This window comes from Bradyrhizobium sp. CCBAU 45394, from assembly GCF_028128655.1.
Taxonomy (GTDB): domain Bacteria; phylum Pseudomonadota; class Alphaproteobacteria; order Rhizobiales; family Xanthobacteraceae; genus Bradyrhizobium; species Bradyrhizobium diazoefficiens.
The window spans coordinates 120,213-145,561 of sequence record NZ_LBIX01000173.1; the positions used below are offsets into that span (position 1 = coordinate 120,213).

General features: G+C 64.9%; 24 protein-coding genes. 13 read left to right on the forward strand and 11 right to left on the reverse strand.

Annotated elements, in window-relative coordinates; genetic code table 11:
* Positions 1-33: 33 nt before the first annotated feature.
* Entirely contained in the window at positions 34-1,239 is a 1,206-nt protein-coding gene (locus WN73_RS31985) for an ABC transporter substrate-binding protein (protein WP_271556232.1), read from the reverse strand.
* A gap of 346 nt (positions 1,240-1,585) precedes the next feature.
* Between WN73_RS31985 and WN73_RS31990 the strand changes: the two genes are divergently transcribed.
* Together WN73_RS31990 and WN73_RS31995 are read left to right on the forward strand one after the other, a co-directional pair.
* Positions 1,586-2,386, forward strand: coding sequence for a thermonuclease family protein (locus WN73_RS31990; RefSeq protein WP_442868820.1), 801 nt, complete (start codon positions 1,586-1,588; stop codon positions 2,384-2,386).
* A gap of 133 nt (positions 2,387-2,519) precedes the next feature.
* The gene (locus WN73_RS31995) at positions 2,520-3,911 is read left to right on the forward strand and encodes a M48 family metalloprotease (RefSeq protein WP_271556234.1); all 1,392 of its coding nucleotides are present in this window, start codon (positions 2,520-2,522) and stop codon (positions 3,909-3,911) included.
* A gap of 178 nt (positions 3,912-4,089) precedes the next feature.
* Here WN73_RS31995 and WN73_RS32000 read toward each other — a convergent pair whose 3' ends face one another.
* Positions 4,090-5,418 carry an MFS transporter gene (locus tag WN73_RS32000; RefSeq protein WP_028175148.1) on the reverse strand — a complete coding sequence of 443 codons (1,329 nt, stop codon included), beginning with the start codon at positions 5,416-5,418 and terminating at the stop codon, positions 4,090-4,092.
* Positions 5,419-5,599: 181 nt separating this feature from the next.
* Between WN73_RS32000 and cyoA the strand changes: the two genes are divergently transcribed.
* The 7 genes from cyoA to WN73_RS32035 are packed head-to-tail and all read left to right on the forward strand — an operon-like array spanning position 5,600 to position 12,525.
* Positions 5,600-6,760 (forward strand): ubiquinol oxidase subunit II, encoded by a 1,161-nt coding sequence (gene cyoA, locus WN73_RS32005; RefSeq protein ID WP_028175149.1) that lies wholly within the window; start codon positions 5,600-5,602, stop codon positions 6,758-6,760.
* A gap of 11 nt (positions 6,761-6,771) precedes the next feature.
* On the forward strand, positions 6,772-8,769 hold the full coding sequence (cyoB, locus tag WN73_RS32010; RefSeq protein WP_028175150.1) for a cytochrome o ubiquinol oxidase subunit I: 1,998 nt from the start codon (positions 6,772-6,774) through the stop codon (positions 8,767-8,769).
* On the forward strand, positions 8,770-9,399 hold the full coding sequence (cyoC, locus tag WN73_RS32015; RefSeq protein ID WP_011082983.1) for a cytochrome o ubiquinol oxidase subunit III: 630 nt from the start codon (positions 8,770-8,772) through the stop codon (positions 9,397-9,399).
* On the forward strand, positions 9,396-9,776 hold the full coding sequence (gene cyoD, locus WN73_RS32020) for a cytochrome o ubiquinol oxidase subunit IV (RefSeq protein ID WP_011082984.1): 381 nt from the start codon (positions 9,396-9,398) through the stop codon (positions 9,774-9,776). The genes cyoC and cyoD overlap by 4 nt, the downstream gene beginning before the upstream one ends.
* Complete coding sequence (locus WN73_RS32025) at positions 9,773-10,633, forward strand: SURF1 family protein (RefSeq protein ID WP_028175151.1); 861 nt, start codon at positions 9,773-9,775, stop codon at positions 10,631-10,633. Before cyoD ends, WN73_RS32025 begins: the two co-directional genes overlap by 4 nt.
* Positions 10,605-12,002: an ATP-binding protein gene (locus WN73_RS32030; RefSeq protein WP_028175152.1), complete on the forward strand. Its 1,398-nt coding sequence runs from the start codon at positions 10,605-10,607 to the stop codon at positions 12,000-12,002. Before WN73_RS32025 ends, WN73_RS32030 begins: the two co-directional genes overlap by 29 nt.
* Complete coding sequence (locus WN73_RS32035) at positions 11,992-12,525, forward strand: response regulator transcription factor (protein ID WP_011082987.1); 534 nt, start codon at positions 11,992-11,994, stop codon at positions 12,523-12,525. The genes WN73_RS32030 and WN73_RS32035 overlap by 11 nt, the downstream gene beginning before the upstream one ends.
* Before the next feature lie 242 nt (positions 12,526-12,767).
* Here WN73_RS32035 and WN73_RS32040 read toward each other — a convergent pair whose 3' ends face one another.
* The 5 genes from WN73_RS32040 to WN73_RS32060 all read right to left on the reverse strand — a co-directional run bounded on the left by WN73_RS32040 (position 12,768) and on the right by WN73_RS32060 (position 19,602).
* Positions 12,768-13,556 carry a CarD family transcriptional regulator gene (locus WN73_RS32040; RefSeq protein WP_161532582.1) on the reverse strand — a complete coding sequence of 263 codons (789 nt, stop codon included), beginning with the start codon at positions 13,554-13,556 and terminating at the stop codon, positions 12,768-12,770.
* A gap of 344 nt (positions 13,557-13,900) precedes the next feature.
* A complete protein-coding gene (gene fdxA / locus WN73_RS32045) occupies positions 13,901-14,239 on the reverse strand; it encodes a ferredoxin FdxA (RefSeq protein WP_011082989.1) in 339 nt (112 codons plus the stop codon).
* A gap of 132 nt (positions 14,240-14,371) precedes the next feature.
* Positions 14,372-14,629, reverse strand: a complete 258-nt coding sequence (locus WN73_RS32050; protein ID WP_074076385.1) for an RNA-binding S4 domain-containing protein — start codon at positions 14,627-14,629, stop codon at positions 14,372-14,374.
* A gap of 21 nt (positions 14,630-14,650) precedes the next feature.
* The gene (locus WN73_RS32055; protein ID WP_271556235.1) at positions 14,651-18,022 is read right to left on the reverse strand and encodes a helicase-related protein; all 3,372 of its coding nucleotides are present in this window, start codon (positions 18,020-18,022) and stop codon (positions 14,651-14,653) included.
* Positions 18,023-18,792: 770 nt separating this feature from the next.
* Positions 18,793-19,602 carry a DUF3108 domain-containing protein gene (locus WN73_RS32060; RefSeq protein ID WP_271556358.1) on the reverse strand — a complete coding sequence of 270 codons (810 nt, stop codon included), beginning with the start codon at positions 19,600-19,602 and terminating at the stop codon, positions 18,793-18,795.
* A 546-nt stretch (positions 19,603-20,148) separates the two neighbouring features.
* On the opposite strand from WN73_RS32060, the gene rpmB reads away from it, so the two are divergent.
* The gene (gene rpmB / locus WN73_RS32065; RefSeq protein WP_011082994.1) at positions 20,149-20,457 is read left to right on the forward strand and encodes a 50S ribosomal protein L28; all 309 of its coding nucleotides are present in this window, start codon (positions 20,149-20,151) and stop codon (positions 20,455-20,457) included.
* A gap of 241 nt (positions 20,458-20,698) precedes the next feature.
* Here rpmB and WN73_RS32070 read toward each other — a convergent pair whose 3' ends face one another.
* Positions 20,699-21,421 (reverse strand): DUF3644 domain-containing protein, encoded by a 723-nt coding sequence (locus WN73_RS32070; protein ID WP_271556236.1) that lies wholly within the window; start codon positions 21,419-21,421, stop codon positions 20,699-20,701.
* A 102-nt stretch (positions 21,422-21,523) separates the two neighbouring features.
* Positions 21,524-21,814: a hypothetical protein gene (locus tag WN73_RS32075; protein ID WP_074076388.1), complete on the reverse strand. Its 291-nt coding sequence runs from the start codon at positions 21,812-21,814 to the stop codon at positions 21,524-21,526.
* A 131-nt stretch (positions 21,815-21,945) separates the two neighbouring features.
* Here WN73_RS32075 and WN73_RS32080 point away from each other — a divergent pair, with 131 nt between their 5' ends.
* A complete protein-coding gene (locus tag WN73_RS32080; protein ID WP_271556237.1) occupies positions 21,946-22,563 on the forward strand; it encodes a hypothetical protein in 618 nt (205 codons plus the stop codon).
* 88 nt (positions 22,564-22,651) lie between these two features.
* The gene (gene ftsZ / locus WN73_RS32085; RefSeq protein ID WP_011082998.1) at positions 22,652-23,911 is read left to right on the forward strand and encodes a cell division protein FtsZ; all 1,260 of its coding nucleotides are present in this window, start codon (positions 22,652-22,654) and stop codon (positions 23,909-23,911) included.
* 213 nt (positions 23,912-24,124) lie between these two features.
* On the opposite strand, the gene WN73_RS32090 is transcribed toward ftsZ, so the two are convergent.
* Entirely contained in the window at positions 24,125-24,673 is a 549-nt protein-coding gene (locus tag WN73_RS32090) for a hypothetical protein (protein ID WP_271556238.1), read from the reverse strand.
* A gap of 183 nt (positions 24,674-24,856) precedes the next feature.
* Here WN73_RS32090 and WN73_RS32095 point away from each other — a divergent pair, with 183 nt between their 5' ends.
* The gene (locus tag WN73_RS32095; RefSeq protein ID WP_271556239.1) at positions 24,857-24,979 is read left to right on the forward strand and encodes a hypothetical protein; all 123 of its coding nucleotides are present in this window, start codon (positions 24,857-24,859) and stop codon (positions 24,977-24,979) included.
* 10 nt (positions 24,980-24,989) lie between these two features.
* Here the strand turns inward: WN73_RS32095 and WN73_RS32100 are convergent, their stop codons facing one another.
* Positions 24,990-25,268, reverse strand: a complete 279-nt coding sequence (locus tag WN73_RS32100; RefSeq protein ID WP_011083000.1) for a DUF1488 domain-containing protein — start codon at positions 25,266-25,268, stop codon at positions 24,990-24,992.
* Between the last annotated feature and the right edge of the window lie 81 nt (positions 25,269-25,349).

Here is a 25,349-nt window from a genome sequence, read left to right on the forward strand (position 1 = left end):
CCCCGGGATGACGTCATGACTTACGTCACGCCGTCACTTCTTCACCAGCGGGCAGCGCGACTGCTCCAGCGACTGGAACGCTTCGCTGCCGGGCACGGTGGCGAGCAGCTTGTAGTCGTCCCAGCGGCCCTTGGATTCCGACGGCTTCTTCACCTCGAACAGGTACATGTCGTGGATCATGCGGCCGTCCTCGCGGATCTTGCCACCCTTGGCGAAGAAATCGTTGATCGGCGTCTCCTTCATCACCTTGATGACCGCAGCCGCATCCGTCGTGCCCGCCGCCTTCACGGCTTTCAGGTAATGCGTCACGGACGAATAGACGCCGGCCTGCGCCGAGGTCGGCGGCCGCTTCATGCGCTCGGTGAAGCGCTTCGAGAATGCGCGCGTGTCGTCGTTAAGGTCCCAGTAGAAGGCTTCCGCCAGCAGCAGGCCTTGCGCGGTCTCCAGTCCGATCGAATCGATATCGGTCACGAAGGCCAATAGCGGCGAGACCTTCTGGCCGCCCTTGGTGATGCCGAACTCGGCCGCCTGCTTGATGGCATTGACGGTGTCGCCGCCGGCGTTGGCAAGGCCGATCACCTTGGCCTTGGAAGCCTGCGCCTGGAGCAGGAAGGATGAGAAGTCCGACGTGTTGAGCGGATGGCGCACGCCGCCGAGCACCTTGCCGCCGGTCTTGGTGACGACGGCGCTGGTGTCCTTCTCCAGATCCTGGCCGAAGGCGTAGTCGGCGGTGAGGAAGAACCAGGTGTCGAGGCCCGACTTCACGGCCGCAAGGCCGGTCACGTTGGCCTGGCCGTAGGTGTCGAACACGTAGTGCACGGTGTAGGGACCGCAGGCCTCGTTGGTGAGACGGATCGAGCCCGGGCCGTTGAACATGATGATCTTGTTGCGCGCCTTCGCGATCTCGCCCGCCGCAAGCGCGGTCGCGGAGGCCGCGACGTCGTAGATCATCTCGACGCCCTGGTTGTCGAGCATGTCGCGGGCGATGTTGGCGGAGAGATCCGCCTTGTTGAGATGGTCGGCCGCCAGCACCTGGATCTTGCGTCCCAGCACCTCGCCGCCAAAATCCTCAGCGGCCATCTTGGCCGCGGTCTCGCTGCCGGGACCGGTGATGTCGGCATAGAGGCTCGACATATCAAGGATGCCGCCGATCTTCAGGGGCGGCTTGTCCTCGGCCTGCACGGCACTCGCACTCAGGGCCAACGCGGCGGCAAAAATGCCCGGCAAAATTCTCATCATCGAAAAAGACCTCCCTTATCGCGCCGTACTCTGATGGCGGCTTGGTTATTGCTCTTGGTTATCTCTATTGCCGCAATCATGCCGCATGCGCGGGAGGGCAGCAAGCGCGAGGGGCGTGCAGCTCGCGCGATCGTCACGCGTTTTCCGCAAAGCGGAATGGTGGAATGACGCAAGACGTTTCCGCACCGTCATTGCGAGCGCAGCGAAGCAATCAGACTGTCACCGCGGGGACAGTCCTGGATTGCTTCGCTGCGCTCGCAATGACGCATGTGAGGCAATGGCTGAGCGTCACACGGCCACTGGATCGGATCGAAGCACTTCGTCGTTGGCCTCGTTTGAGTTAAGAGTGGAGCGTAACGCAACCTTCCCGGGCAACGTGACGCGACTGCTTCACCTCATCGTCGCACTTCTTCTCGTCGCGGGTCGCACTGCGTTCGCGGCGCCGTGCCAGTTCGAGTCGCAGGGCGATGGCCGCGTCGCCGCGATCGTCGATGCGCGCAGCGTGCGTCTGGACGACGGCCGCGAGATCCGCCTTACCGGAATCGAGCCGACCGCAACGACGAAGCAGGCGCTGGCTTCGCTGCTCGTCGGCCGCGACGTGACGCTGCGGAGCGCCGACGACACGCCCGACCGCTATGGGCGCCAGCGCGGGTTGATCTTCATCGGCGAAAGCGACATCCCGGTGCAGGCGCTGCTGCTGGCCCAGGGCGACGCCATCGTCTCCGCCGAGATCGCCGACGGGGACTGCGCGGCCGCCCTGATGTCGTCCGAGGCCGAGGCGCGACGCCAAAAAAAGGGCAACTGGGCTGACCCGTCGGCCATAAAAAACGCGGAAAGTCCGGACGATATTTTGGCCGGGATCGGGCGTTTTGTGGTGGTCGAGGGCAAAGTCCTGTCGGTCCGGCAAGCTGGGGCAATGACCTACCTCAACTTCGGACGGAACTGGACACGCGGCTTTGCCGTGACTATTTCAAGGCGCGCATCACCGGCGTTCGAAACCGCCGGGATAGCCCTTAAGTCCCTGGGAAATCGACGTATTCGAGTCCGGGGCTGGGTTGAGGGGAATACGGGGCCGCGTATCGATGTGCGCCTCGTTGGACAGGTCGAGTTGCTGGGTGCAAACGAGCCGGCAGGGGTAAGGCCTTAAACGGGCCGGGCACGGGTTAAGCGACGTGAATGGGGTGCTAGAACAGCACTGGACGGGTGAAGGCCGCCGCCTTCGGGCTGCGCCGGCCGTGCTATGCCTTTTGCTGGGCACGGCGCTCGCCGGTTGCGGCGACATGAACCGGTTCCAGGCCGCGGCGGCCCCGCCGACGGTCGCGATGCCCAAGCCGAAGCCAGCCGTCGCGCAGACCCCCGCCACCGAAAAGGAGCACGAGCGCATCCTGGCGAGCTATGGCGGCACCTATGACGACCCGAGGCTCGAATCGCTGGTCACCAAGACCGTCGACCGGCTCGTCGCCGCCTCCGACCGCCCCGACCAGGGCTACCGGGTCACCATTCTCAATTCCGGCGCGGTCAACGCCTTCGCGCTGCCGAACGGCCAGCTCTATGTCACGCGCGGTCTTCTTGCGCTCGCGAGCGATACGTCGGAGTTGTCCTCCGTGCTCAGCCACGAGATGGCGCATGTGCTGTCCAAGCACGCCGCGATGCGCGAGGACCAGGCGCGCCAGGCCGCGATCGTCACCCGTGTCGTCACCGACATGAGCAACGATCCCGATCTCACCGCGCTCGCGCTGGCCAAGACCAAGCTCACCATGGCGAGCTTTTCGCGCAACCAGGAGTTCGAGGCGGACGGCATCGGCGTCGGCATCTCCGCCAAGGCGCATTTCGATCCCTACGGTGCCGCGCGCTTCCTTTCCGCGATGGAGCGCAATGCCGAGCTCAAGGCCGGCAAGACCTCGCTGGATCCGCGCGCGCAGGACTTCACCTCGTCGCATCCGGCAACCCCGGAGCGTGTGCAGAACGCGCAGACCATCGCGCGGCAATACGTCGCTCCGGAAGGAGGCGAGCGCGACCGCGAGAGCTATCTCGCCGCGATCGACAACCTCGTCTATGGCGAAGACCCGAGCGAGGGCTTTGTCCGCGGCCGGCGTTTCCTGCATCCGAAGCTCGGCTTCACCTTCCAGGCGCCGGACAATTTCACGCTCGACAACACCGCGCAGGCGGTGATCGGCGTGCGCGACGGCGGCTCGCAGGCGATGCGCTTCGACGTGGTGCGGGTGCCGGCCGAGCAGTCGCTCGGCGATTACCTCAATTCGGGCTGGATGGAAGGCGTCGAGAAGGCGTCCACGGAAGACATCACCATCAACGGCTTCCCGGCCGCGTCCGCCACCGCCAAGGGCGACCAGTGGCAGTTCAAGGTCTATGCGCTGCGTTTCGGCAGCGACGTCTACCGCTTCATCTTCGCGGCACGGCAGAAGTCGACCGAGAGCGAGCGCAATGCGCGCGAGACCGTCAACTCGTTCCGTCGCCTGACCCTCGACGAGATCCAGGCCGCCCGCCCGCTGCGCATCAAGGTCATCACCGTGCAGCCCGGCGACACCGTGGAATCGCTCTCCCACCGCATGGCCGGCGTCGATCACCCCGCCGAGCGCTTCCGCGTGCTCAACGGCCTCGATCGCAACGCGCAGGTGAAGGTGAGGGATCGCGTGAAGGTCGTGGCGGATTGACGCTGCGCTAAGCGCGCGTCATCCCGGGGCGCTTGGCGCGAACCCGGGATCTGGAGCCACGAAGACACTGCCGTAGGGTGGGCAAAGCGTAGCGTGCCCACCATTTCCGATCGAAATCGTTGAGAGAGGTGGGCACGGCGCCATGCGCCTTTGCCCACCCTACAAGCTCCGCGCTTGACTAAGCGCCCGCGTCCATGTCGCCCGCCTCGCGCTGGCCGCTGAGCCAGAGCGCGAGCAGCGTCCAGAACGCGCCCGAGAGCAGATACGCACCCGAGGCGATGACGCCGAGATTTGTGGCGAGCAACAGCGCGACCAGCGGCGCGAAGCCGGCGCCGAACAGCCAAGCCATGTCGGAGGTCAGCGCCGAGGCCGTGTAGCGATACGCCTGCTTGAAGTTCGAAGCGATCGCGCCCGAGGACTGGCCGAACGACAGGCCGAGCAGGATGAAGCCGATCACCATGTAGATGGTCTCGCCGAACGCGCCGGCGTCGAGCAGCTGCGGAGCGAAGCCGCTGTAGACCGCGATCGCGATCGCCGATCCCATCAGCAGCGACTTGCGGCCGACGCGGTCGGCGATGATGCCGGAGGCCACGATCGCGGCGACGCCGAACACGGCGGCGACGATCTCGATGATCAGGAAGCGCACCGGGCTTTCGCGGGTGAACAGGAACACCCAGGACAGCGGAAACACCGTGACCATGTGGAACAGCGCAAAGCTCGCCAGCGGCGCGAATGCGCCGAGCATGATGTTCTGGCCTTCGCGCGCGACCGTCTCGGAGATGCGCGCGGGCTGCAATTCACGGGTCTCGAACAGCGTCGCGTATTCTTCCGTCGTCACCATGCGCAGGCGCGCGAACAGCGCCACGACGTTGATGGCGAAGGCGACGAAGAACGGATAGCGCCAGCCCCAGTCGAAGAAATCGTCGGCCGAGAGGTTGCCGGCGAAATAGGCGAACAGCGCGCTCGCCACGATCAGCCCGAGCGGGGCCCCGAGCTGCGGCACCATCGCGTACCAGCCGCGCTTGGAGGGCGGGGCGTTCAGCGCCAGCAGCGAGGCCATGCCGTCCCAGGCGCCGCCCCAGGCCAGACCCTGCGCGATACGCGCCAGCGCCAGCAGCCAGATCGCCGCAACGCCAATCTCGGAATAGCCGGGCAGGAACGCGAGCGCCACGGTGGCGGTGCCGAGCAGGAACAGCGCCGAGACCAGCTTGGCCGTCTTGCCGTACTCACGGTCGACCGTCATGAAAATGACGGTTCCGATCGGCCGGGCCATGAAGGCCAGCGCGAAAATCATGAAGGAATAGAGCGTGCCGGTCAGTTCGCTGGTGAACGGAAACACCAGGCGCGGGAACACGATCACCGAGGCGATCGCGTAGACGAAGAAGTCGAAGAATTCCGAGGTGCGGCCGATGATGACGCCGATGGCGATCTCGCCGGGACTGGCCTGGTCGTGGCCGTGCTCGCCCGAGTGGAGGTCTGCCATTGCAGGGGTCTGTGCCGTCGCCATTCGTGCGCCCTTAACGTCCTGAAAACCAAAGCCGACCGCCCGGCGGGGCGCCAGGCAATCCGGGCCTGTCTGGCCCAACATTCCGCACTGCAACATTGGACAAATTGTCCAATGTCCGGATTGTTGCGCCGCAGCTACCCGTTGGCCCCGCAAAGGAAACTCATTCTCAAAGGCTCGGCCCGTGTCCCGTCTCAAGATCCTGGCGCTGCTACCCCTGGCAGCCGCGCTCAGTGGCTGCAACTACGTCGTGCTGGCGCCAGCCGGCGACATCGCTGCCCAGCAGCGCGACCTCGTCATCATCTCCACCGTCCTGATGCTCCTGATCGTCGTCCCCGTGATGGCACTGACGGTGCTGTTCGCCTGGCGCTACCGCCAGTCCAACACCTCGGCCCGCTACGAGCCGGATTGGGATCACTCGACCAAGCTCGAGCTGGTGATCTGGTCGGCGCCACTGCTGATCATCATTTGCCTGGGCGCGCTGACCTGGATGGGCACGCATCTGCTCGACCCCTATCGCACGCTCGGCCGCATCCATGCCGACCGCGCCGTGGACCAGTCCAAGGCCCCGCTCGAGGTCGACGTCGTCGCGCTCGACTGGAAGTGGCTCTTCATCTATCCGGACTACGGCATCGCCACCGTCAATGACCTGGCCGCGCCGGTCGATCGCCCGATCAACTTCCGCATCACCGCCTCCTCGGTGATGAACTCGTTCTACATCCCCGCGCTCGCCGGCCAGATCTACGCGATGCCGGGCATGGAGACCAAGCTCCACGCCGTCGTGAACCACACCGGCACCTACAAGGGCTTCTCGGCGAACTACAGCGGCGCCGGCTTCTCCGGCATGCACTTCGACTTCCAGGGCCTCGACGACAAGGGCTTTGACGCCTGGATCGCCAGCGCCAAGTCCGCCGGCGGCTCGCTCGGCCGCGCCGAATATCTCCAGCTCGAAAAGCCGAGCCAGAACGAGCCGGTGCGGCGCTACGGCACCATCGATTCCGATCTCTACCGCCTGATCCTCAACATGTGCGTCGAGACCGGCAAGATGTGCCAGAGCGAGATGATGGCGATCGACGCCAAGGGTGGCCGCGGCCATGAGGGCCTGAACAACACCCTGCCGCTCGCCTACGACAAGTACGCCCGTCGCGGCACCGCGCTCGGGCCCGAGCCGACCTTCGTCGCCGGCACCTGCACGCCGGATGCGCCGCAGGGCCAGACCACCGCGTCGATCAAGGCGCCGGCCGACACCGCGCCGCTGCTCGGCGCGGGCCTGAAGCGGCCGACCTTCACGCCGCTCAAGTCCTCGTCCTTCTTCCTCGGACAGCGTCCGAAGTCAGACTCCTAAAGAGAGCTCGCATGTCTCCTGATCTTCTCAAGCTCATCTTCGGCCGGCTCGGCCTCGAGTCACTGCCACTGCACGAGCCGATCGTCGTCGGCACCTTCGTGGTGGTCGCGCTCGGCGGCGCCACGCTGCTCGGCGGCCTCACCTATTTCCGTCTCTGGGGCTACCTCTGGCGCGAATGGTTCACCACGGTGGACCACAAGCGCATCGGCATCATGTACATGATCCTCGGCATCGTGATGCTGCTGCGCGGCTTCGCCGACGCGCTGATGATGCGCGGCCAGCAGATGCTCGCGTTCGGTGGCTCCGAAGGCTATCTCAACGCCCATCACTACGACCAGGTCTTCACCGCCCACGGCGTGATCATGATCTTCTTCGTGGCGATGCCGCTGGTCACGGGCCTGATGAACTACGTCGTTCCGCTCCAGATCGGCGCGCGCGACGTGTCGTTCCCGTTCCTGAACAATTTCAGCTTCTGGATGACGGTTGGCGGCGCGGTGCTGGTGATGGCCTCGCTGTTCATCGGTGAGTTCGCCCGCACCGGCTGGCTCGCCTATCCGCCGCTGTCGAACATCGGCTACAGCCCTGATGTCGGCGTCGACTATTACATCTGGGCGCTGCAGGTCGCCGGCGTCGGAACGACGTTATCCGGCATCAACCTGATCTGCACCATCGTCAAGCTGCGGTGCCCCGGCATGACCATGATGAAGATGCCGGTATTCACCTGGACCTCGCTCTGCACCAACATCCTGATCGTCGCCTCCTTCCCGGTTCTGACGGTCGTGCTCGCGCTGCTCTCGCTCGATCGCTACGTCGGCACCAACTTCTTCACGAACGATTTCGGCGGCAGCCCGATGATGTACGTGAACCTGATCTGGATCTGGGGCCATCCCGAGGTCTACATCCTGGTTCTCCCCGCCTTCGGCATCTTCTCGGAAGTGACCTCGACCTTCTCCGGCAAGCGCCTGTTCGGCTACACGTCGATGGTCTACGCCACGGTCGTCATCACCATCCTGTCGTACCTGGTCTGGCTGCACCACTTCTTCACGATGGGCTCGGGCGCCAGCGTGAACTCGTTCTTCGGCATCACCACGATGATCATCTCGATCCCGACGGGCGCGAAGATGTTCAACTGGCTGTTCACGATGTATCGCGGCCGCATCCGCTACGAGCTGCCGATGATGTGGACGATCGCCTTCATGCTGACCTTCGTGCTCGGCGGCATGACCGGCGTTCTGCTGGCGGTGCCGCCGGCCGACTTCGTGCTGCACAACAGCCTGTTCCTGATCGCGCACTTCCACAACGTGATCATCGGCGGCGTGGTGTTCGGCGCCTTTGCCGGCATCAACTACTGGTTCCCGAAGGCGTTCGGCTTCAAGCTCGATGTGTTCTGGGGCAAGCTGTCGTTCTGGTTCTGGGTCGTCGGCTTCTACCTCGCCTTCATGCCGCTCTATGTGCTCGGCCTGATGGGCGTGACCCGCCGCCTGCGCGTGTTCGACGATCCGTCCTTGCAGATCTGGTTCGTCATCGCCGCGATCGGCGCCGGCCTCGTCTTCCTCGGCATTCTCAGCATGCTGATGCAGTTCGCGGTCAGCTTCCTCAAGCGCGAGCAGCTCAAGGACGTCACCGGCGATCCCTGGGACGCGCGCACGCTGGAATGGGCGACCTCCTCGCCCCCGCCGGACTACAACTTCGCCTTCACCCCCGTCGTTCACGACAATGACGCGTGGTGGGACATGAAGAAGCGCGGCTACCAGCGTCCGCTCATCGGGTTCAAGCCGATCCACATGCCGAGCAGCACCGGCACCGGAATCATCCTCGCCGGCTTGGCAACCGCGATGGGATTCGGCCTGATCTGGTACATCTGGTGGCTGGCCGCCGCGAGCTTCATCGCGATGCTCGCCGTCGGGATCGGTCACACCTTCAACTATCACCGCGACTTCGACATTCCGGCTGACGACGTCATCCGGACCGAGGACGCGCGCACCAAACTGCTCGCCGGAGCCAAGTAAATGACTGTCGCTGTCAATCCCTCGCAAACCGGCGAGCCGGTCTTCTATCTCGCCGACGAACACCCGCATCCGGAAGGCTACAGCACCTCGCTCGGCTTCTGGATCTACCTGATGAGCGACTGCCTCATCTTCGCGATGCTGTTCGCCGCCTTCGGCGTGCTCGGCGCCAACTACGCCGCCGGCCCCGCGCCGAAGGACCTGTTCGACCTCGACCTGGTCGCGGTGAACACCTCGATGCTGCTGCTGTCGTCGATCACCTACGGCTTCGCGATGTTGACGATGCAGCAGAACAAGATCGCGCAGACGCAGATGTGGCTGGCGATCACCGGCCTGTTCGGCGCCGCCTTCATCGGCATCGAGCTGACCGAGTTCGCCCACATGATCCATGAAGGCGCAACGCCCCAGCGCAGCGCCTTCCTGTCCGCCTTCTTCACCCTGGTCGGCACCCACGGCCTGCACGTCAGCTGCGGCCTGATCTGGCTGGTCACGTTGATGGTGCAGGTCTGGAAGTTCGGCCTGATCGAAGCCAACCGCCGCCGCCTGATGTGCCTGTCGATGTTCTGGCACTTCCTCGACGTGGTCTGGATCGGCGTCTTCACCTTCGTCTATCTCCTGGGAGTTCTGCGATGAACACCGATACCCACGCCGCTCACGCGGGCGACCATCACCACGACGACGGCCACGCCCACAGCACGTTCTCGGGCTACATGCTCGGCTTCGTGCTCTCGGTCGTGCTCACCGCGATCCCGTTCTGGCTGGTGATGAGCGGCACACTGCCGAGCAAGCAGATCACCGCGCTGGTCATCATGGCCTTCGCGGTCGTGCAGATTGTCGTGCACATGATCTACTTCCTGCACATGAACACGAAATCCGAGAACGGCTGGAGCATGATGGCGCTGATCTTCACCATCGTCATGGTGGTGATCGCGCTGTCCGGCTCGCTGTGGGTGATGAACCACCTCAACAGCAACATGATGCCGATCCACCAGATGAGCGGAATGAAGTGAGCGAATTGGGGACCGTGACGAGCAAGGCAGGACGGGCGCGCCGTAAGGCTGCGCGCCCGTCCTTCTGGCTCACGGTCCTCTCGCTCACGGCCTTTGCCGCTCTGATCGCGCTCGGCGTCTGGCAGATCGAGCGCCGCGCCTGGAAGCTGGCGTTGATCGACCGCGTCGAGCAGCGCGTCCATGCCCCGGCCCAGCCGATCCCCTCGCCCGCTTCGTGGCCTGCGGTCTCCGCCGCAAGCGACGAATACAGGCATGTCACCGTCGCCGGCCGCTTCCTGCATGACCGCGAGACGCTGGTTCAGGCCGTCACCGAGGAAGGCCCCGGCTATTGGGTGCTGACGCCTCTCAAGCGCGACGATGGCACCCAGGTCCTGATCAATCGCGGCTTCGTGCCGCCCGAGCGGCGCGAGGCATCGACGCGCCGGAACGGCAATCCGGACAGCGAGGTCGAGATCACCGGCCTGCTGCGCATGACGGAGCCAAAAGGCGGCTTCCTCCGCAACAACGTGCCCCAGCACAACCGCTGGTACTCGCGGGATGTCGCCGCGATTGCGGCGGCGCGCGGCCTCCACGATGTCGCACCCTTTTTCGTCGATGCCGATGCCGGATCACAAACCGCCCAAGGCCCCATCGAGGGCCCCATCGGCGGATTGACCGTGATCCGCTTTCCCAATAACCACCTGATCTACGCGCTGACGTGGTTTGCCCTGGCGTTCATGCTGGCCGGTAAACTTTTCGTCACATTCGGCGGCGGGCTGTTCCGCCGCGGGCGCTTCGTCCACGAACCGGCCGGCGGCTCCGATGCTGCCGCCCGCAGGACGGGATCAGATGCTGGAACGATCGTCGAACAGACCTGACGACGGAAGAACGCCTCCCCAGGCGTTTGGCGAGCTCGCCGTCACGCTGCAATCGCAGGCGGACGCGCGCAGCGAGCTGATCGGCGCCGCGCCGACCGACGACGAGACCAACCGCAAGAACATGGCGTTGCTGATCCAGCTGCGCTGGACCGCGGTGGTCGGCCAGATCGTGACCATCGGCGGCGTGCATTTCTGGCTCGGCATCCCCCTGCCGCTGGAGCGGATGGGCGCCGTGATCGGCGCGCTGGTGCTGCTCAACGTCTCGAGCCTGGTCTGGGTGCGCCATCGCGCCGCGATCTCCAGCAACGAGCTGCTGGTCGCCTTGATGCTCGACGTCGCCGCGCTGACCGCGCAGCTCTATCTCAGTGGCGGCGCCACCAATCCGTTCACCTCGTTATTCCTGCTCCAGGTGACGCTGGGCGCGGTGCTGCTCGATGCGCGCTCGACCTGGTCGCTGGTGGCGCTGACCTGCGCCAGCTTTGTCTGGCTGACATTGGCGTACCGGCCGCTCGACCTGCCGCCGAACCCGATCAGCGAGGCCTACAGCCTCACCGTGGCCGGCATGCTGTTGGGCTTCGTGCTCAACGCCGTGCTGCTGGTCGTGTTCGTCACCCGCATCAACAGAAACCTGCGCGAGCGCGACGCGCATCTGGCGGCGCTGCGCCAGCATGCGGCCGAGCAGGACCACATCGTCCGCATGGGCCTGCTAGCATCGGGTGCAGCGCACGAGCTCGGCACCCCGCTGGCCTCGCTCTCGGTGATCCTCAGCGATTGGCGCCGCATGCCGGATCTCGCCGCCGATCAGGAACTCGCCGAGGATCTCGCGGAGATGGAGACCTCGCTGCAACGCTGCAAGTCGATCGTGACGGGCATCCTGGTGTCGGCGGGCGAAGCGCGCGGTGAAGGTTCCTCGCCGACGACGGTGACGGCCTTCGTCACCGCACTGGTCGATGAGTGGCGCAACGCCCGTTCGGCGCGCACGCTTTATTTCGTCAACACGTTCGGCGAGGACGTCGCGATCGCCTCGGACGTCGCGCTGAAGCAGGTGATCTTCAACGTGCTCGACAACGCCTATGAGGTCTCGCGCGACTGGGTCGAGCTTCTGGCCGAGCGCGAGGGCGACAATCTCGTGCTGTCGATCAGCGACCGCGGCCCGGGCTTTGCGCCGGAGATGCTGGCGCAGCTCGGCAAGCCCTATCACTCCAGCAAGGGCCGCGCCGGCGGCGGGCTCGGCCTGTTCCTGGTGGTCAACGTTGTGCGCAAGCTCGGGGGCAGCGTAACCGCCGAGAACCACAGGAAGCGCGGCGCCACCGTCCGCCTGACCCTGCCCCTCGCAACGCTCGCGATCGGAGGCAGCTTTGACGCCTGACCGTTCGCTCATCGTCGTCGAGGACGATGAAGGCTTTGCGCGCACGCTGAAACGCTCGTTCGAGCGCCGCGGCTACGATGTCGTGCTCGCCGGTTCGATCGAGGAGGTGCGGAAAGTGCTGGAGGAGCGATCCTTCGGCCACGCCGTGGTCGATCTCAAGCTCGGCGGCGCTTCGGGCTTGGCTTGCGTCGAGCTGCTGCACACGCACGACGAGGAGATGCTGATCGTGGTGCTAACCGGCTTTGCCAGCATCTCGACTGCCGTCGAGGCGATCAAGCTCGGCGCCTGCCACTATCTGGCCAAGCCGTCGAACACCGACGACATCGAGGCCGCCTTCAACAAGGCCGAAGGCAATGCCGAAGTCGCGCTCGATGCGCGGCCGACATCGATCAAGACGCTGGAATGGGAACGCATCCACCAGACCCTGATCGAGACGGATTTCAATATTTCGGAGGCGGCGAGGCGGCTCGGCATGCACCGGCGGACGCTGGCGAGGAAGCTGGAAAAGCGGCCGGTGAAATGAGGCAAGGCCTACTTCTCCTCGTCGTCCTGGACCAGCGAGCAAAGCGAGCGCCGATCCAGGACCCATCACCACAGGCTGCGGTTTGACGAAGGCTGTAACTCCGAGCCGTCGCAGCAACTCAAACCTGGGGTAATGGGTCCTAGCCTTCGCCAGGACGACGCTTGGTATGACCCTGCCCCCAAACAAAAAGCCCGGCCGCAAGGCCGGGCTTTTGATCTGTTGCGATCGACGCGACGTGGCGCTTACGCCGCCTCGTCGGCGACGGTGGTGTCGTCGCCATCGGTATCGTCGGCATCGCCCTCGGCATCCGCCTCGCCCTCGGTGGCTTCCGCCTTGGCGTTGCGGCGCGGGCTCTTGGCGAGCTGGGCCTCGATCTCCTTGACCGCTTCGGTCTCGGTCGAGTGCTGCACCACCGCGATCTCGCGGGACAGACGATCGAGCGCCGCTTCATAGAGCTGGCGTTCGCTGTAGGACTGCTCGGGCTGCGACTCGGAGCGATAGAGGTCGCGCACGACTTCCGCGATCGCGACGATATCGCCCGAATTGATCTTCGCTTCGTATTCCTGGGCGCGGCGCGACCACATAGTGCGCTTGACGCGGGCGCGGCCCTTGAGCGTTTCCAGCGCCTTCTTCACCAGCGCGGGCTCGGACAGCTTGCGCATGCCGACGTTCGCGACCTTGGCGGTCGGAACGCGCAGCGTCATCTTGTCCTTGATGAAGTTGATGACGAACAGCTCGAGCTTCGCACCGGCGATCTCCTGCTCCTCGATGGCCAGGATCTGGCCGACGCCGTGAGCGGGATAGACGACGAATTCGTTGGCCTTGAAGCCCTGGCGCTGGGTCACGACCTTCTTTTCCTCGACCTTCGGCGCAGCAGCCGCCGGCTTCACGGCCGGCTTGGCAGCGACAGGAGCCTTGGCAGGAGCAGCAACAGAGGCCTTCGGCGCAGCGGGCTTGGCAGCGGGAACCTTAGCAGCAGCAGGCTTGGCAACGGTCGCTTTCGCGGCCGGTTTGGCAGTCTTGTTAGGCATTGCGCTTCTTTTGTTCTTCGAGGACTTTGCAGCCGGCGCCTTAGTCGCGGTCCGACCCTTGGATGCGCTACGGCTGGCCGCGGCGACTTTTTTGGCCTCCTTATGGGAAGCCCTCGCTGAAGTACTCTTTTTACGCGTTTTCTGTGACACAGCCTGCGCGCGGAAACTGCCACGCCCCTGTTCGACATTTGGTTTCACGGGAACCCAGAGGGGCCAACGGGGCTGACGGGGTTCGGCTTAATGTGCCCAATATAGCACATTTCCCGCAAAAATCAATGATTTAGGGGTCTTTAGGCCTGGTTTTCGGCGCGAACGAAGGTATTAGGGTTAAGTTTGGGTCCGAATTAGTCTCCGGAGCCGGGGTTCGGAGAAAAATATTTCTCGAACTTGCCCTCCATACCGTCGAATTCCTTGGCGTCGGCGGGTGATTCTTTCTTCTGGGTGATGTTCGGCCAGCTCTTGGCGTAATCGGCGTTGACCGAAAGCCACTTTTCCAAGCCCGGTTCCGTGTCCGGCTTGATGGCGTCGGCGGGGCATTCCGGCTCGCACACACCGCAGTCGATGCATTCGTCAGGATGGATGACGAGCATGTTGTCACCCTCGTAGAAGCAGTCGACCGGGCAGACCTCGACGCAGTCGGTGTACTTGCACTTGATGCAGTTTTCAGTGACGACGTAAGTCATCCAACGCTCCGAAAAGCTCTTTTAAAAGTCGCGGCTTGCGTAGCGCGGATGGCCCGGCGCCGCAAGGTCGGGGACGGCCGATCATGACGGCTTTGCGCGATTGATCGACCAAGAAATGAATTCAAAGCGCAATTAATTGCGCTTTCCTTCGCCGAGCTCCTCGTAGAGCACGCGCGCCGAGGCGGCATCGCCGCGGCGCTCGTTGAAGGCTATCACTTTCAACACGCGCACGGTGCGGTCGAGCGCGATGGTGAGCACGTCGCCGACCTTGATCGCATGACCGGGCGAGGTCTCGCGCGTGCCGTTGACGCGGACATGGCCGGACTCGACGAGTTCAGCCGCGGAGGTGCGCGCCTTCACCACCCGCGCGTGCCACAGCCATTTGTCGATGCGCTGCCGCTCGGTCGTAGGCTACTCCTTGCGCCCCGCGAGCTGCTCCTTCAGCGCAGCGAGCTTTGCGAAGGGCGAATTGGGATCGACCGGCCGATCGCGCTCGCGCGGGTTCGCGCTCGAGGCGTAGGGACGCAGCGACGGCCCGCCTTGGCGATCACGGCCCTTGTCGCGGTCGCGGCCACGATTGTCGCGACCCTTGTCGCGATCGCCGCCGAACTTGCCCTTGTTGCGATCGCGATCCTTGTCGCGATCCTTGCCCTGGAAGCTGCGGTTCTTGTCGTCGCGCCCCTCGGGACGCGGCGCGCCGTCGGCACCGCCTTCGCGGCCTTTGCGGAAATCTTTCCGATGCCCGCCATGGCGATGACGCTCGCCGCGCTTCTCGCCGTCGGCGGCTTGCGCGGCCTCGCCTTCGGCGGGCGCAGCACCCGCCTCGGCGCCCGCCTGCGGACGCGGCTGATGATGACGCTGATGGCGATGGCGCTCGTGGCGCGGCTTGCGATCCTCGTGACGGCCGCCGGGACGCCAGACCTCGACGAGCTCCGGCTCGGCGGGCGCGGCAGCGGCCTCGACAGGTGCTGCGGCATCGGGCGATGCAGCAGCTTCGACAGCGGCAGCTTCAGCGGGCGCGGCTTCAAGGCCGGCAGCCTCGGTGGGCACAGCCGCCTCTTCGGCCGGCGGCGCGATGCCGGGAGCATCTTCGGGCGTGACGGGCGCCTCTAGCGATGCTGCGAGCGCCGGTTCTTCGTGCGCGGGCTCGTCGTGCTGCTCCATGCCGGGCGCGTCTTCGACGGTGACGGCCTCGGCAGCGACTTCGATCGGTGTGTCTGTGGCGCCAGCGCCCTCGATCGGTGTTTCGGTCGCGGGCGTCTCGGCGGGAGCCTCTGCGCTGGACGCTTCAGCAACGACCGCCGCAGGCTTCGGCGGCAGCGGCGGGCGCTTCTCCATGCGATAACCGAGCGCGCGCAGCACCGAGGCGAAATCTTCGCCCGCCGAGCCCGTGAGCGAGGTCATCGCCTGGGTCACGATAAAGCTGCGGCCGTCGAACGCGCCGGCGGGCTTTTCGCCGGGCGAGTTCTCGCGCCAGGCCAGCGCCGGGCGGATCAGGTCGGCAAGGCGCTCCAGGATGTCGACGCGCACGGCGCGCTCGCCGGCCTGCTTGTAGCCGAGCACGCGATAGGCATCGCGCGGCAGAGCCTTGTCGACCGGGAACGAAGTGCGGCCCGAAGATGCCAGATGCTGCGCGCCCGAGAGCGAGGACAGATCGACATTGTCCTGCTTCAGCGCCCACAGCAGCGCGGCCAGCGCACGCGCGGCGGGCTTCAAGAGGCCGGGGAAATAGAGGTGATAGGCGCCGAAGCGGACGCCGTATTTGCGTAAAGTGGCGCGCGAGGGCTGATCGAGATCCTTCAGCTCGTTGGCGATCCTGGGACGTTCGAGCACGCCGAGCGCCTCGACGAGCTGATAGGCGATGCCGCGGGCAATGCCGGTGACGTCCTCGGCCTTGGAGAGCTCGAACATCGGCCCGAGCAGCTTTTCGATATGCGTCTTGAGCCAGAGGTCGAGCCGCGCCTGCACCTTCTCGCGCGGGCTGCCGGTCAGGCGCTCGTCCGAGATGATGCGGATGCGCGGATGCAGCGCGTCCTCTGCGGCGGACAGTCGCGCCACGGCGTCGCCGGTCCAGCGGATGGTGCCTTCCGAGGTCAGCACGAACTGCTCGTCCGGCGCGTTGCCCAGCTTTTCGGCGCGCGCGTTGATCTCGCCGGCGAGCACCGCTTGGGCCGCAGCCTGCAAGGCTTTCGCATCGGAGCCGGCTTCCGCCGCATCCGGTGCAAAGGTGAAGCCATCGAGACGGCCGATGACATGGCCTTCGACGATGACTTCGCCGGTCTTGCCGATTTCAGTATTCAAGCTCGTGTTCTCCCGCAGGCGGCGCATCAATACACTGGTCCGGCGATCAACGAAACGCTCAGTCAAGCGTTCATGGAGCGCATCCGACAATTTATTTTCGACCTCCCGCGTAATCCCCTGCCAGTGTTCGGGGTCGGCGAGCCAGTCCGGCCGGTTGGCGACGAATGTCCAGGTGCGAATCTGCGCGATCCGGCCCGACAGCGTGTCGATATCGCCGTCGATGCGGTCGGCCTGGTCGACCTGGGCCGCGAACCAGGCATCTGGAATGCGGCCCTTCTGCATCAGGAAGCCGTACAGCGTGGTCACGAGCTCGCCATGGGCCGCCGGCGACAGTTTTCGGTAATCGGGGACCTGGCAGGCCTCCCACAGCCGCTCCACGGCCAGCTTGCCATGTGCGGAATCGCGCACATCGGCGTCGCGGGCGACGTGGTCGAGCACGCGCATGTCCTCGGCGATCGGCGCGCGCGTCAGCGCCTCATGGCCGGGGGAGAGGTTCAGCGACACCTGGAGCGCGCCGAGCGAGGAGAAATCCAGCTTCGAATTGCGCCATTGCAGCATCTTCACGCTGTCGAAGGTGTGGTTCTGGAGCGCATTGACGAGCTCAGGCTCGAACGGCGCACAGCGGCCGGTGGTGCCGAACGTTCCATTCCGCGTGGCGCGGCCGGCACGGCCGGCGATCTGCGCGAATTCGGACGGGGTGAGCCGGCGGAACTGGTAGCCGTCGAACTTGCGGTCGGAGGCGAAGGCGACGTGGTCGACGTCGAGATTGAGGCCCATGCCGACGGCATCGGTGGCGACGAGATAATCGACGTCGCCGTTCTGGAACATCGCGACCTGCGCATTGCGTGTGCGTGGCGACAGCGAGCCGAGAACAACGGCGGCGCCGCCATGCTGGCGGCGGATCAGCTCGGCGATGGCGTAGACTTCATCCGCCGAGAACGCGACGATGGCGGTGCGCCGCGGCTGGCGGGTGATCTTGCGATCGCCGGCGAATTCCAGCTGCGACAGCCGCGGCCGCGTGATCATGGACACGCCGGGCAGGAGCCGCTCGATGATCGGGCGCATGGTCGCAGCACCCAGCAGCAGCGTCTCGTCGCGGCCGCGACGGTTGAGGATGCGGTCGGTGAAGACGTGGCCGCGTTCGAGATCGGAGGCGATCTGGACCTCGTCCACGGCGAGGAAGGAGACGTCGAGATCCCTAGGCATCGCCTCGACGGTGGAAACCCAGTAGCGCGGGTTCTTCGGCTTGATCTTCTCCTCGCCGGTGATCAGCGCGACGCTCTCCACGCCCTTGCGATCGGCGATCTTGTTATAGACCTCGCGCGCGAGCAGGCGCAGCGGCAAGCCGATCATGCCGGAGGGATGCGCGAGCATCCGCTCAATGGCGAGATGGGTCTTGCCGGTGTTGGTCGGCCCGAGCACCGCAGTGACGCCCGCGCCGGGTGCGCGCTCGGAGGCGAAGGGGGAAGGGGGAAAAGCCATTCTGTACGATTAGGTAGTGCCGATTTCGGCGAATGTCAGTGCTGTTTGGGGCGGGTCAGGGGCTGCCGCCTGTTCCGTCATCCTGAGGTGCGAGCCGCGCGGCGCTGCGCGGCCGCCGCCCCCACTGCTGTCATCGCCCGGCTTGACCGGGCGATCCAGTACGCCGAGGCGATTGTGGATGAGCCGAGAAGCCGCAGTGTACTGGATGCCCCGGTCAAGCCGGGGCATGACAGCGGAGCGCCCTCCCCGAACCTCGCGCAACTGTCTCACTTTGCGACGCTTTTCCCTGTGTCCTTAAGCTTCGGAACGACTCTAGAACGAATCGCGGCCGAATCGCTGACTCCCTGTTGAGTCCTGTTACGTTCACGCAACATGTCGCGGCGCCCTGTGTTTGATTGCACTAGATGGAGTTTTGGGCTGCCGCACAAGCGACGTTTCGATGGCGGGTTCCTTAAAATTGGGGACGGCGCGGAGTCGAATCAGAATCGGGGAGGAGTCAAATGGATTCACGGATCGAGGGCGCCAAAACAAAAACTGCGAAAACAACCCCATGCACAGTAGAAACGGCGCGCGGGCGAAGGGCGGGGTGACGGCGGGTAAGGTGTTGGAGCTGCGTGCCGAATCGCTCCGCTCGTCATTCCGGGGCGCGACGCCAGTCGCGAACCCGGAATCTATCAGGCCGCAAGGTTCGCCTCACCATGGATTCCGGGTTCGCGCCAAGTGGCGCGCCCAGGAATGACGGAGGAATGGTAGCCCGTATGGCGCGGCTTTTACTGCGTCTTCGCGACCCGCGGCGGCTGGGCGGATGTGATGAAGCTGGTGGCTTCCAGCATCGCGGGGCCGAGCGGCGTCGGCACTTTCAGCCAGAACGGAACCAGGATGCGCGTGCCGGCGACCGGGGCGAAGGCGATCTCGATGTTGCGCTGGGCGGCGAGGTATTTGATCACGGGGCGGTCGGGGATGTAGCCCGCCACGGGGACGAAATAGAGCGCGCAGACCACGACCGGGCCGCGATAGCCCTTCTCCGCCTTCACGGTCTCCATGCGCTTGAAATCGAGCTTGAGGTCGTAGCGCATGCGGCCATCGAACACCGGCGCGGCGTTGTGGCAGGCGTCCGGCGTCACGGGGTCGCCGGTGCCGGGCACGCGCAACAGCGAAGCCGTCATCGGGTCCCAGACGCCGCGGCGATGCGCCTCGGTGACGACGATACGATCAGGATCGACCGGCGGCTCCGGCACGATGCCGAACTCCTTCACATTGCCCTTGTCGAGCGTGATGCGGATCTCTTCGGTCTTCTTCGAGGTGGTGGTGGAGGCCTGGTAGCCGGTCGCAACCAGCGCGCCGTTGACGACCCGGCCCTGCGAGGCGCCGGTGCCGGACCCGCCCGCGAACGACTTCAAGAGCCCCGTGGTGCCGCCGGAGGCGGCCGCGGCAAACACGTCGTCCTGGATGTCGATGTTCCAGGCGCCCCTGCCGACCGGAATGCCTGCCAGCGTCGCCTCATACTGCGCCTCGAGCTTGCCTTGCGCGGCGGCGGGCTTCGCCTCCCAGGCGAAGACCAGCCCGCACAGGGCCGCCATGGCCAGCCGGGCGGCAGACCGCGGGCTGGCGTTGCGCGGCTTGGGCGCAAATCGGGAGGAAATGGGCACGAAACGATCCAATCGGGGCGCGACGGTTGTTACTTAAGCCAAAAACCGCGGCAAACAATGTGTCCGGGCGTAACAGGCGCGGAACTCCACCTGATACTTCGGGGGCGAATACGCCCTTTATGTGATGGTAAGGCACTTTAAACATTGCCGTTTTGGTGATCGGGGCGCTTAGCCGCGGGCTCCAACACCTCTCCCGCTTGCGGGAGAGGTCGGCGCGTAGCGCCGGGTGAGGGCTCTCTCCCCTGGGGCACTGGCGACGGCCCCTCCGCGGAGATACCCTCTCCCCGACCCTCTCCCGCAAGCGGGAGAGGGGGAGCTGGCAGCGGGGCTGAGCCCAAAACCCCGCCCCAAAAACTTGACGTCCCGCCGCTTCCCCCCTATACGTCCGCCGCTCCCTGCAAGGACAGAGAATTTGCCCCCGTGGCGCCCCGAATGGCGGCCGCAACTCGTTGGGGGCTTAGATTGAGGATTTGTGACATGTCTCGCCGCTGCGAACTGACGGCCAAGGGCCCCCTCGTCGGCCACAAGGTCAGCCACTCCAACATCAAGACCAAGCGCCGCTTCCTGCCGAACCTCGTCAACGTGACGTTCATCAGCGAAGCCCTGGAGCGCAACGTGCGCCTGCGCGTCTCGACCAACGCGGTGAAGAGCGTCGACCACAATGGCGGCCTCGACGCCTTCCTGCTCAAGGCCAGCGCCGACGCCCTGTCGCCGCGCGCCCTCGAGCTGAAGCGCGCCATCCAGAAGAAGGTCGGCGTCACCGCGCCGGTCAAGAAGGCCAGCTAAGCGAATTTTTCGAATTGGGCGGGGGCTAAGTTGCGTCGCGTGGCATAGGCTTAGCCAGTAGAGTTTTGTGTAGCGGCCGGATCGGAAGATCCGGCCGTTTTTGTTTTAGGGATTCGAATGGCGAAGTGCTGGCGACGAGCGGAGCGTTGCTGGCAGATCGCGGCCGAGGTCGGCATCTTACCTCGCGTTCGAGGGCTATCTCTCGCTCGAACAACGTACTGTTTGATCGCGCCGCAACCCCTCAAACATAGTGCTTCACGATCTCGTCGAGGATGGCCGGGCTGTAAAATCGCTGCTTTGAGCTTTTCTTGTTCCGTGGATCGAGCAGACGGACGCGACAAAACCGCGGATCGTCCTCGAGGGGTCTGCGCAGCTTGTGAAATCGCTCGTTCTCTTTGAAGTTGGGTGTCTTCCGTAGCGCCTTGCAGAGCGTCCGGTAGTCCCACGGGTAGCGCTTCAGCATGTCCTCCTCGCTCAACGTCACCCGAATGGCATTGGGGTCGTTGGGGGAGACGATGACCGGCATCGCCTGCGCGTTGGAGTTCCGGACGAACCTCAGCTCGACCTCCACGCCGACGTTGAAGGGCTTGGCAGCCTCGAAGGGAAATTTCCGCTCCTGATCGGCCAACAGCTTTGCGAGCTTGCCAGCGGCGCCTTTGGTGTCGTCACCGAAGACCGTCTGTATGACTCCGGCCGGTGTCTCGAAGGCGACGGGCATCAGCGCGAACTGGTACTGTGACAGGTCGCAATCAAACCATTTCCTTGCAGCGAAAGCGAAGTTGCGCAGCGCGGCAGCGCCGACCTCCTGCACCCTCTTATGCAGGTCTCGGCCCACGTTGTGGAAGTGGATCGCGTTGTCCCTGATCTCCATCAGGAGCGAGATGTTCTCGATAGCGTGGTCATCAATCGAGTCCTGCGCGTACTGCCTCACGATGTTCGCCCCGGGCAGCACGCCGATGGTCATCGTGTTGCCCGGACCCAATTGATGCGATTGGTCCCGGATTATAGGTCGGAATTTTTTGAGAAGATGCTCGGGAAAGGAGACCTGCTGGCGAACTACTCTCGTTCAGTCTTCAAAAAAACCGGCCGTAAAGAGGTAACGCACGCTGTTTGGCAGGAAAACGTCGGACATTTTCAGATCAATCATTGGTTCAACCTCCGCCCGCACCCTTCGTTCGGTAGTCCATTCGATGGCTCGACCACCATTTACGAAATCGTGGCGAACGATTTCGATCTCGCCAGCCAAAAACGAGTTATGGAGAGTTGGATCTGGGGAGAACCTGGCAACGGAGACCATCCATAGCTGGGCTTCATCGTCACCCGCGGTAGTGGTGCCCTGCGATCCCAAGGCCGGCACGGCGACGCCACCCGTAAACCAGCACCGCGCGCGCGTTAACCATGCATTAACCAATGCACCCTAGCCTGCTGTGATCGTCCAGCCATCATTAGCTCGAAATGCCTTCCCGGTTCGCTCCAGGAGAAGCGCCGATGTGCGTTGCGTTGTTGACGTATGCCGATCTCAGTGCCCGCCTCAAGATCTCGCGCGAGGCCGCTCGTTCGCTGGCGAGACGTCGCCGGTTGCCGCGCTCGCGGTCGGATGATGGCAAGGCCCTGGTGAGCGTTGACCTCTCCGCGCTCCGGTACACGCCCCGCCCACGAAAGGGCCGCCGGGCAGACCCCGTCGATGCCTCCATGACAAAGATCGAGGCGTTGGAGCCATTTCCGTTCCGACGGAGTCGGAACGGGGCTCCAGATTCTTATTCTGACGCGTTTTCTTCACGCGAACCGGTATCCACTTCGCTCGAAAACGCTCTAGAGATCGGGGCCTTCAAGGCGGAGATCGCGCGGCTCGAAGACGTCGCAGCCGCCTACAGGGCCGTGTTCGAGCGCGAGCGTGAGCGTGCCGATCGCCTCGCCGTCGAGCTGACGCAGGCGGCCGCCGAGACGACGGCCGCCAATGCGTGGGCGGCGCGACTGGAAGACGAAGTGACGGCGCTGCGGAACGATCGCCGCCCTGGCGAGGCGATCGCGGGATACGCCGCGCGTCGATTGGGACATCTGGCCGCCTCCATCGTGCAAGCAGACCGCGCGGCTAGAACGCGATGAGATCAGGATGAATCGTCGCTTCAAGTTGTGTTTGCGCACTCGAGACTTTCTTTAATCCCCGGCTTGCCGGACCAATCGCGAGGGAAAAATGGCAAGCAATACCGATATCCATGAAATGAAGGCCCGCATCGTCGTCTTCGGCGTCGGCGGCGCCGGCGGCAATGCCGTCAACAACATGATCACGGCCGGGCTGCAAGGAGTCGAGTTCGTGGTCGCCAACACCGACGCGCAGGCGCTGGCGATGTCGAAGGCGACGCGCCTCATCCAGCTCGGCACAACGGTCACCGCAGGCCTCGGCGCCGGCTCGCAGCCGGAATTGGGACGCGCCGCAGCCGAGGAGGTCATCGATACGATCCGCGAGCACCTGACCGGCGCGCACATGGTGTTCGTGACGGCCGGCATGGGCGGCGGCACCGGCACCGGGGCTGCACCGATCATCGCCAGGACCGCGCGCGAGCTCGGCATCCTCACCATCGGCGTGGTCACCAAGCCGTTCTACTTCGAGGGCCAGCGCCGCATGCGCTTTGCCGAAGCCGGCGTCGAGGAGCTGCTGAAGACGGTCGACACCCTCTTGATCATCCCGAACCAGAACCTGTTCCGGGTGGCCAGCGAGAAGACCACGTTCGCCGATGCCTTCGCCCTTGCCGACCAGGTGCTCTATTCGGGCGTGGCCTGCATCAGCGACCTCATCGTCAAGGAAGGTCTGATCAATCTCGATTTTGCCGACGTCCTCTCCGTCATGAAGGAGAAGGGCAAGGCGATGATGGGACGGGGCGAGGCTTCCGGCGAGAAGCGCGTGCTCGCCGCCGCCGTGGCCGCGATCTCCAATCCGCTGATCGAGAATCCCTCGATCAAGCGTGCCAGTGGCCTCATCATCTCCATCACCGGCGGCAGGGATCTCATGCTGTACGAGGTCGACGAAGCCGCGACCCGCATTCGCGACGAGGCCGATCCGGACGCCAACATCATCGTCGGTGCGTCGTTTGACGAAAGCCTCGAAGGCATCGTCCGCGTCTCGGTGGTTGCGACCGGAATCGATAATCTCGATCCGGCGCAGCAGGCGCTACCGGTGGAAACCGCCCTTACGCAGCTCGCCGGCAGGCTGCGCAACGACGGCCGTCGCATCGCCGATCGCATCGAGCGCAGTGCCCCCCTTCCGCAAGCGGCAAGCCCGCCGCTCCGCCCGCAGCCGCACCACCCCGTGGGGCCACCGGCAAGGCCGGGTCTGGACTATGCGCCGCAGGCGGCGCTTCAGCCGCTCGATCCTTACGGCCGCGCCCCTGCGCGCAATCTGCCCGACGAGGCCGCTCTCGATATCCCGGCCTTCCTGCGCCGCGCCGCCAACTGAGCGGTGGCGAGCGGGGGAGTTACCTGCTCGGCAACCAGCGAGCCCAACAACAGCTCGTCATCCCGGGGCGCGACGAAGTCGCGAGCTAGGATGCGCAATTGCGCACCTGAGGATCCATTTGGCCGCAGTGCGTGTTGAGGGATGGATTCCGGGTTCGCGCCAAGAGGCGCGCCCCGGAATGACGGCGTAGAGCGTGCGCAGCGTGCCGGGGCTTCAAGCCGCCGTGCTGCGCGGGCTCTCGGCGGTGTCCTTCTTGTCCGTCTCCCTGTCGCGGGACAGCCACGCCGGAAAACGAAGCAGGCGCTCGTTGGTGTCCTTTGGCAGCTCGATGGGCGGCGCTTCAATGGCCGAACTCGGCAGGTCCAGCGCTGCCTGTCCGGTTCGCACCGCATCCGCGCGCTGATCCAGTTCGCGGAGCAGGGGATCGAGCACGCTGTCGATCTCGGTCGCCACCGACACCAGGAAACTATTGAGCTCGCGCGCCTCGGGCACAACCGCCGCAGCCTGCTCGACCGCCCGTGAGAGACCATCGACGACAGGCGCAAACGCGCCCGCGGCTTGCTTGATTCGCGTCTTGATCGCTTCGACCTCGCTCAAGACGCGCTCACGCTCACGCCTTTTCTTTTCCTCCGAAAGACGGGCTTCAATTTCGGCGATCTGGGCCGTCAGGGTCGTGGCTTCGGATGCAAGCGCATCTCGTCTTCCGCGCGCGCGATCGAGATCGCGGCTGAGATTGTCCACTAAGTCGTCCTTTCCGAACATGGCTTTGCTCCGTGGGACAGGCGCTTTGCCCTGTAGGACAGCCTTGGCGCGAACCGCCAGCCTCGCCACCGACCGGATGGCCGGATCGGCCGAAACAGGCATCAACCTCGGTCGCGTCACATGGGCCGACATGGTGATCCCCCATCGTCAACATTAGGCAACCGCATGGTTAACAGACGGTTAATGTCAACAGACGATGCGGCCATGGGGCGTGACGGCACCGGCAACGAGATCCCGAAGAACATCTCCAACGTCCCGAAGCTCCATCGCTGCCTGCGCAAGACGGACAAGTCGCAGCCGCGGTAGCCCGCCTCCCCTACCCCCGAAAATCAATGCTCCGCAGCACGATCCCCGGCGGCGTGCCCTCGAACTCCGTCGCGCGGTACTTGCTCGCGGCGCGGGCTTCGATGCGGTCGCGCAGGCGGGTGAACTGGGCTTCGCGCTGCTCGGGCCTCGCCTGCGGGCCGCGCTCGAGATAGTCCATCGCGGAGGTCGAGATCGCGCAGGCGATCTCCTTCGATCCGTCCTGCATCAGGAACTGGACGATGCCGCGGTCCTGTTCGTAGCCGACGAAGCGGCTGCTCGTGAGTGTCATGGCTTACTCCCTTACGCGATTGCACCTTGGCGGTCGCCGCGGGGCTTCGATGCCGCCGCGGCCCGCGAATTCTCCGACGTC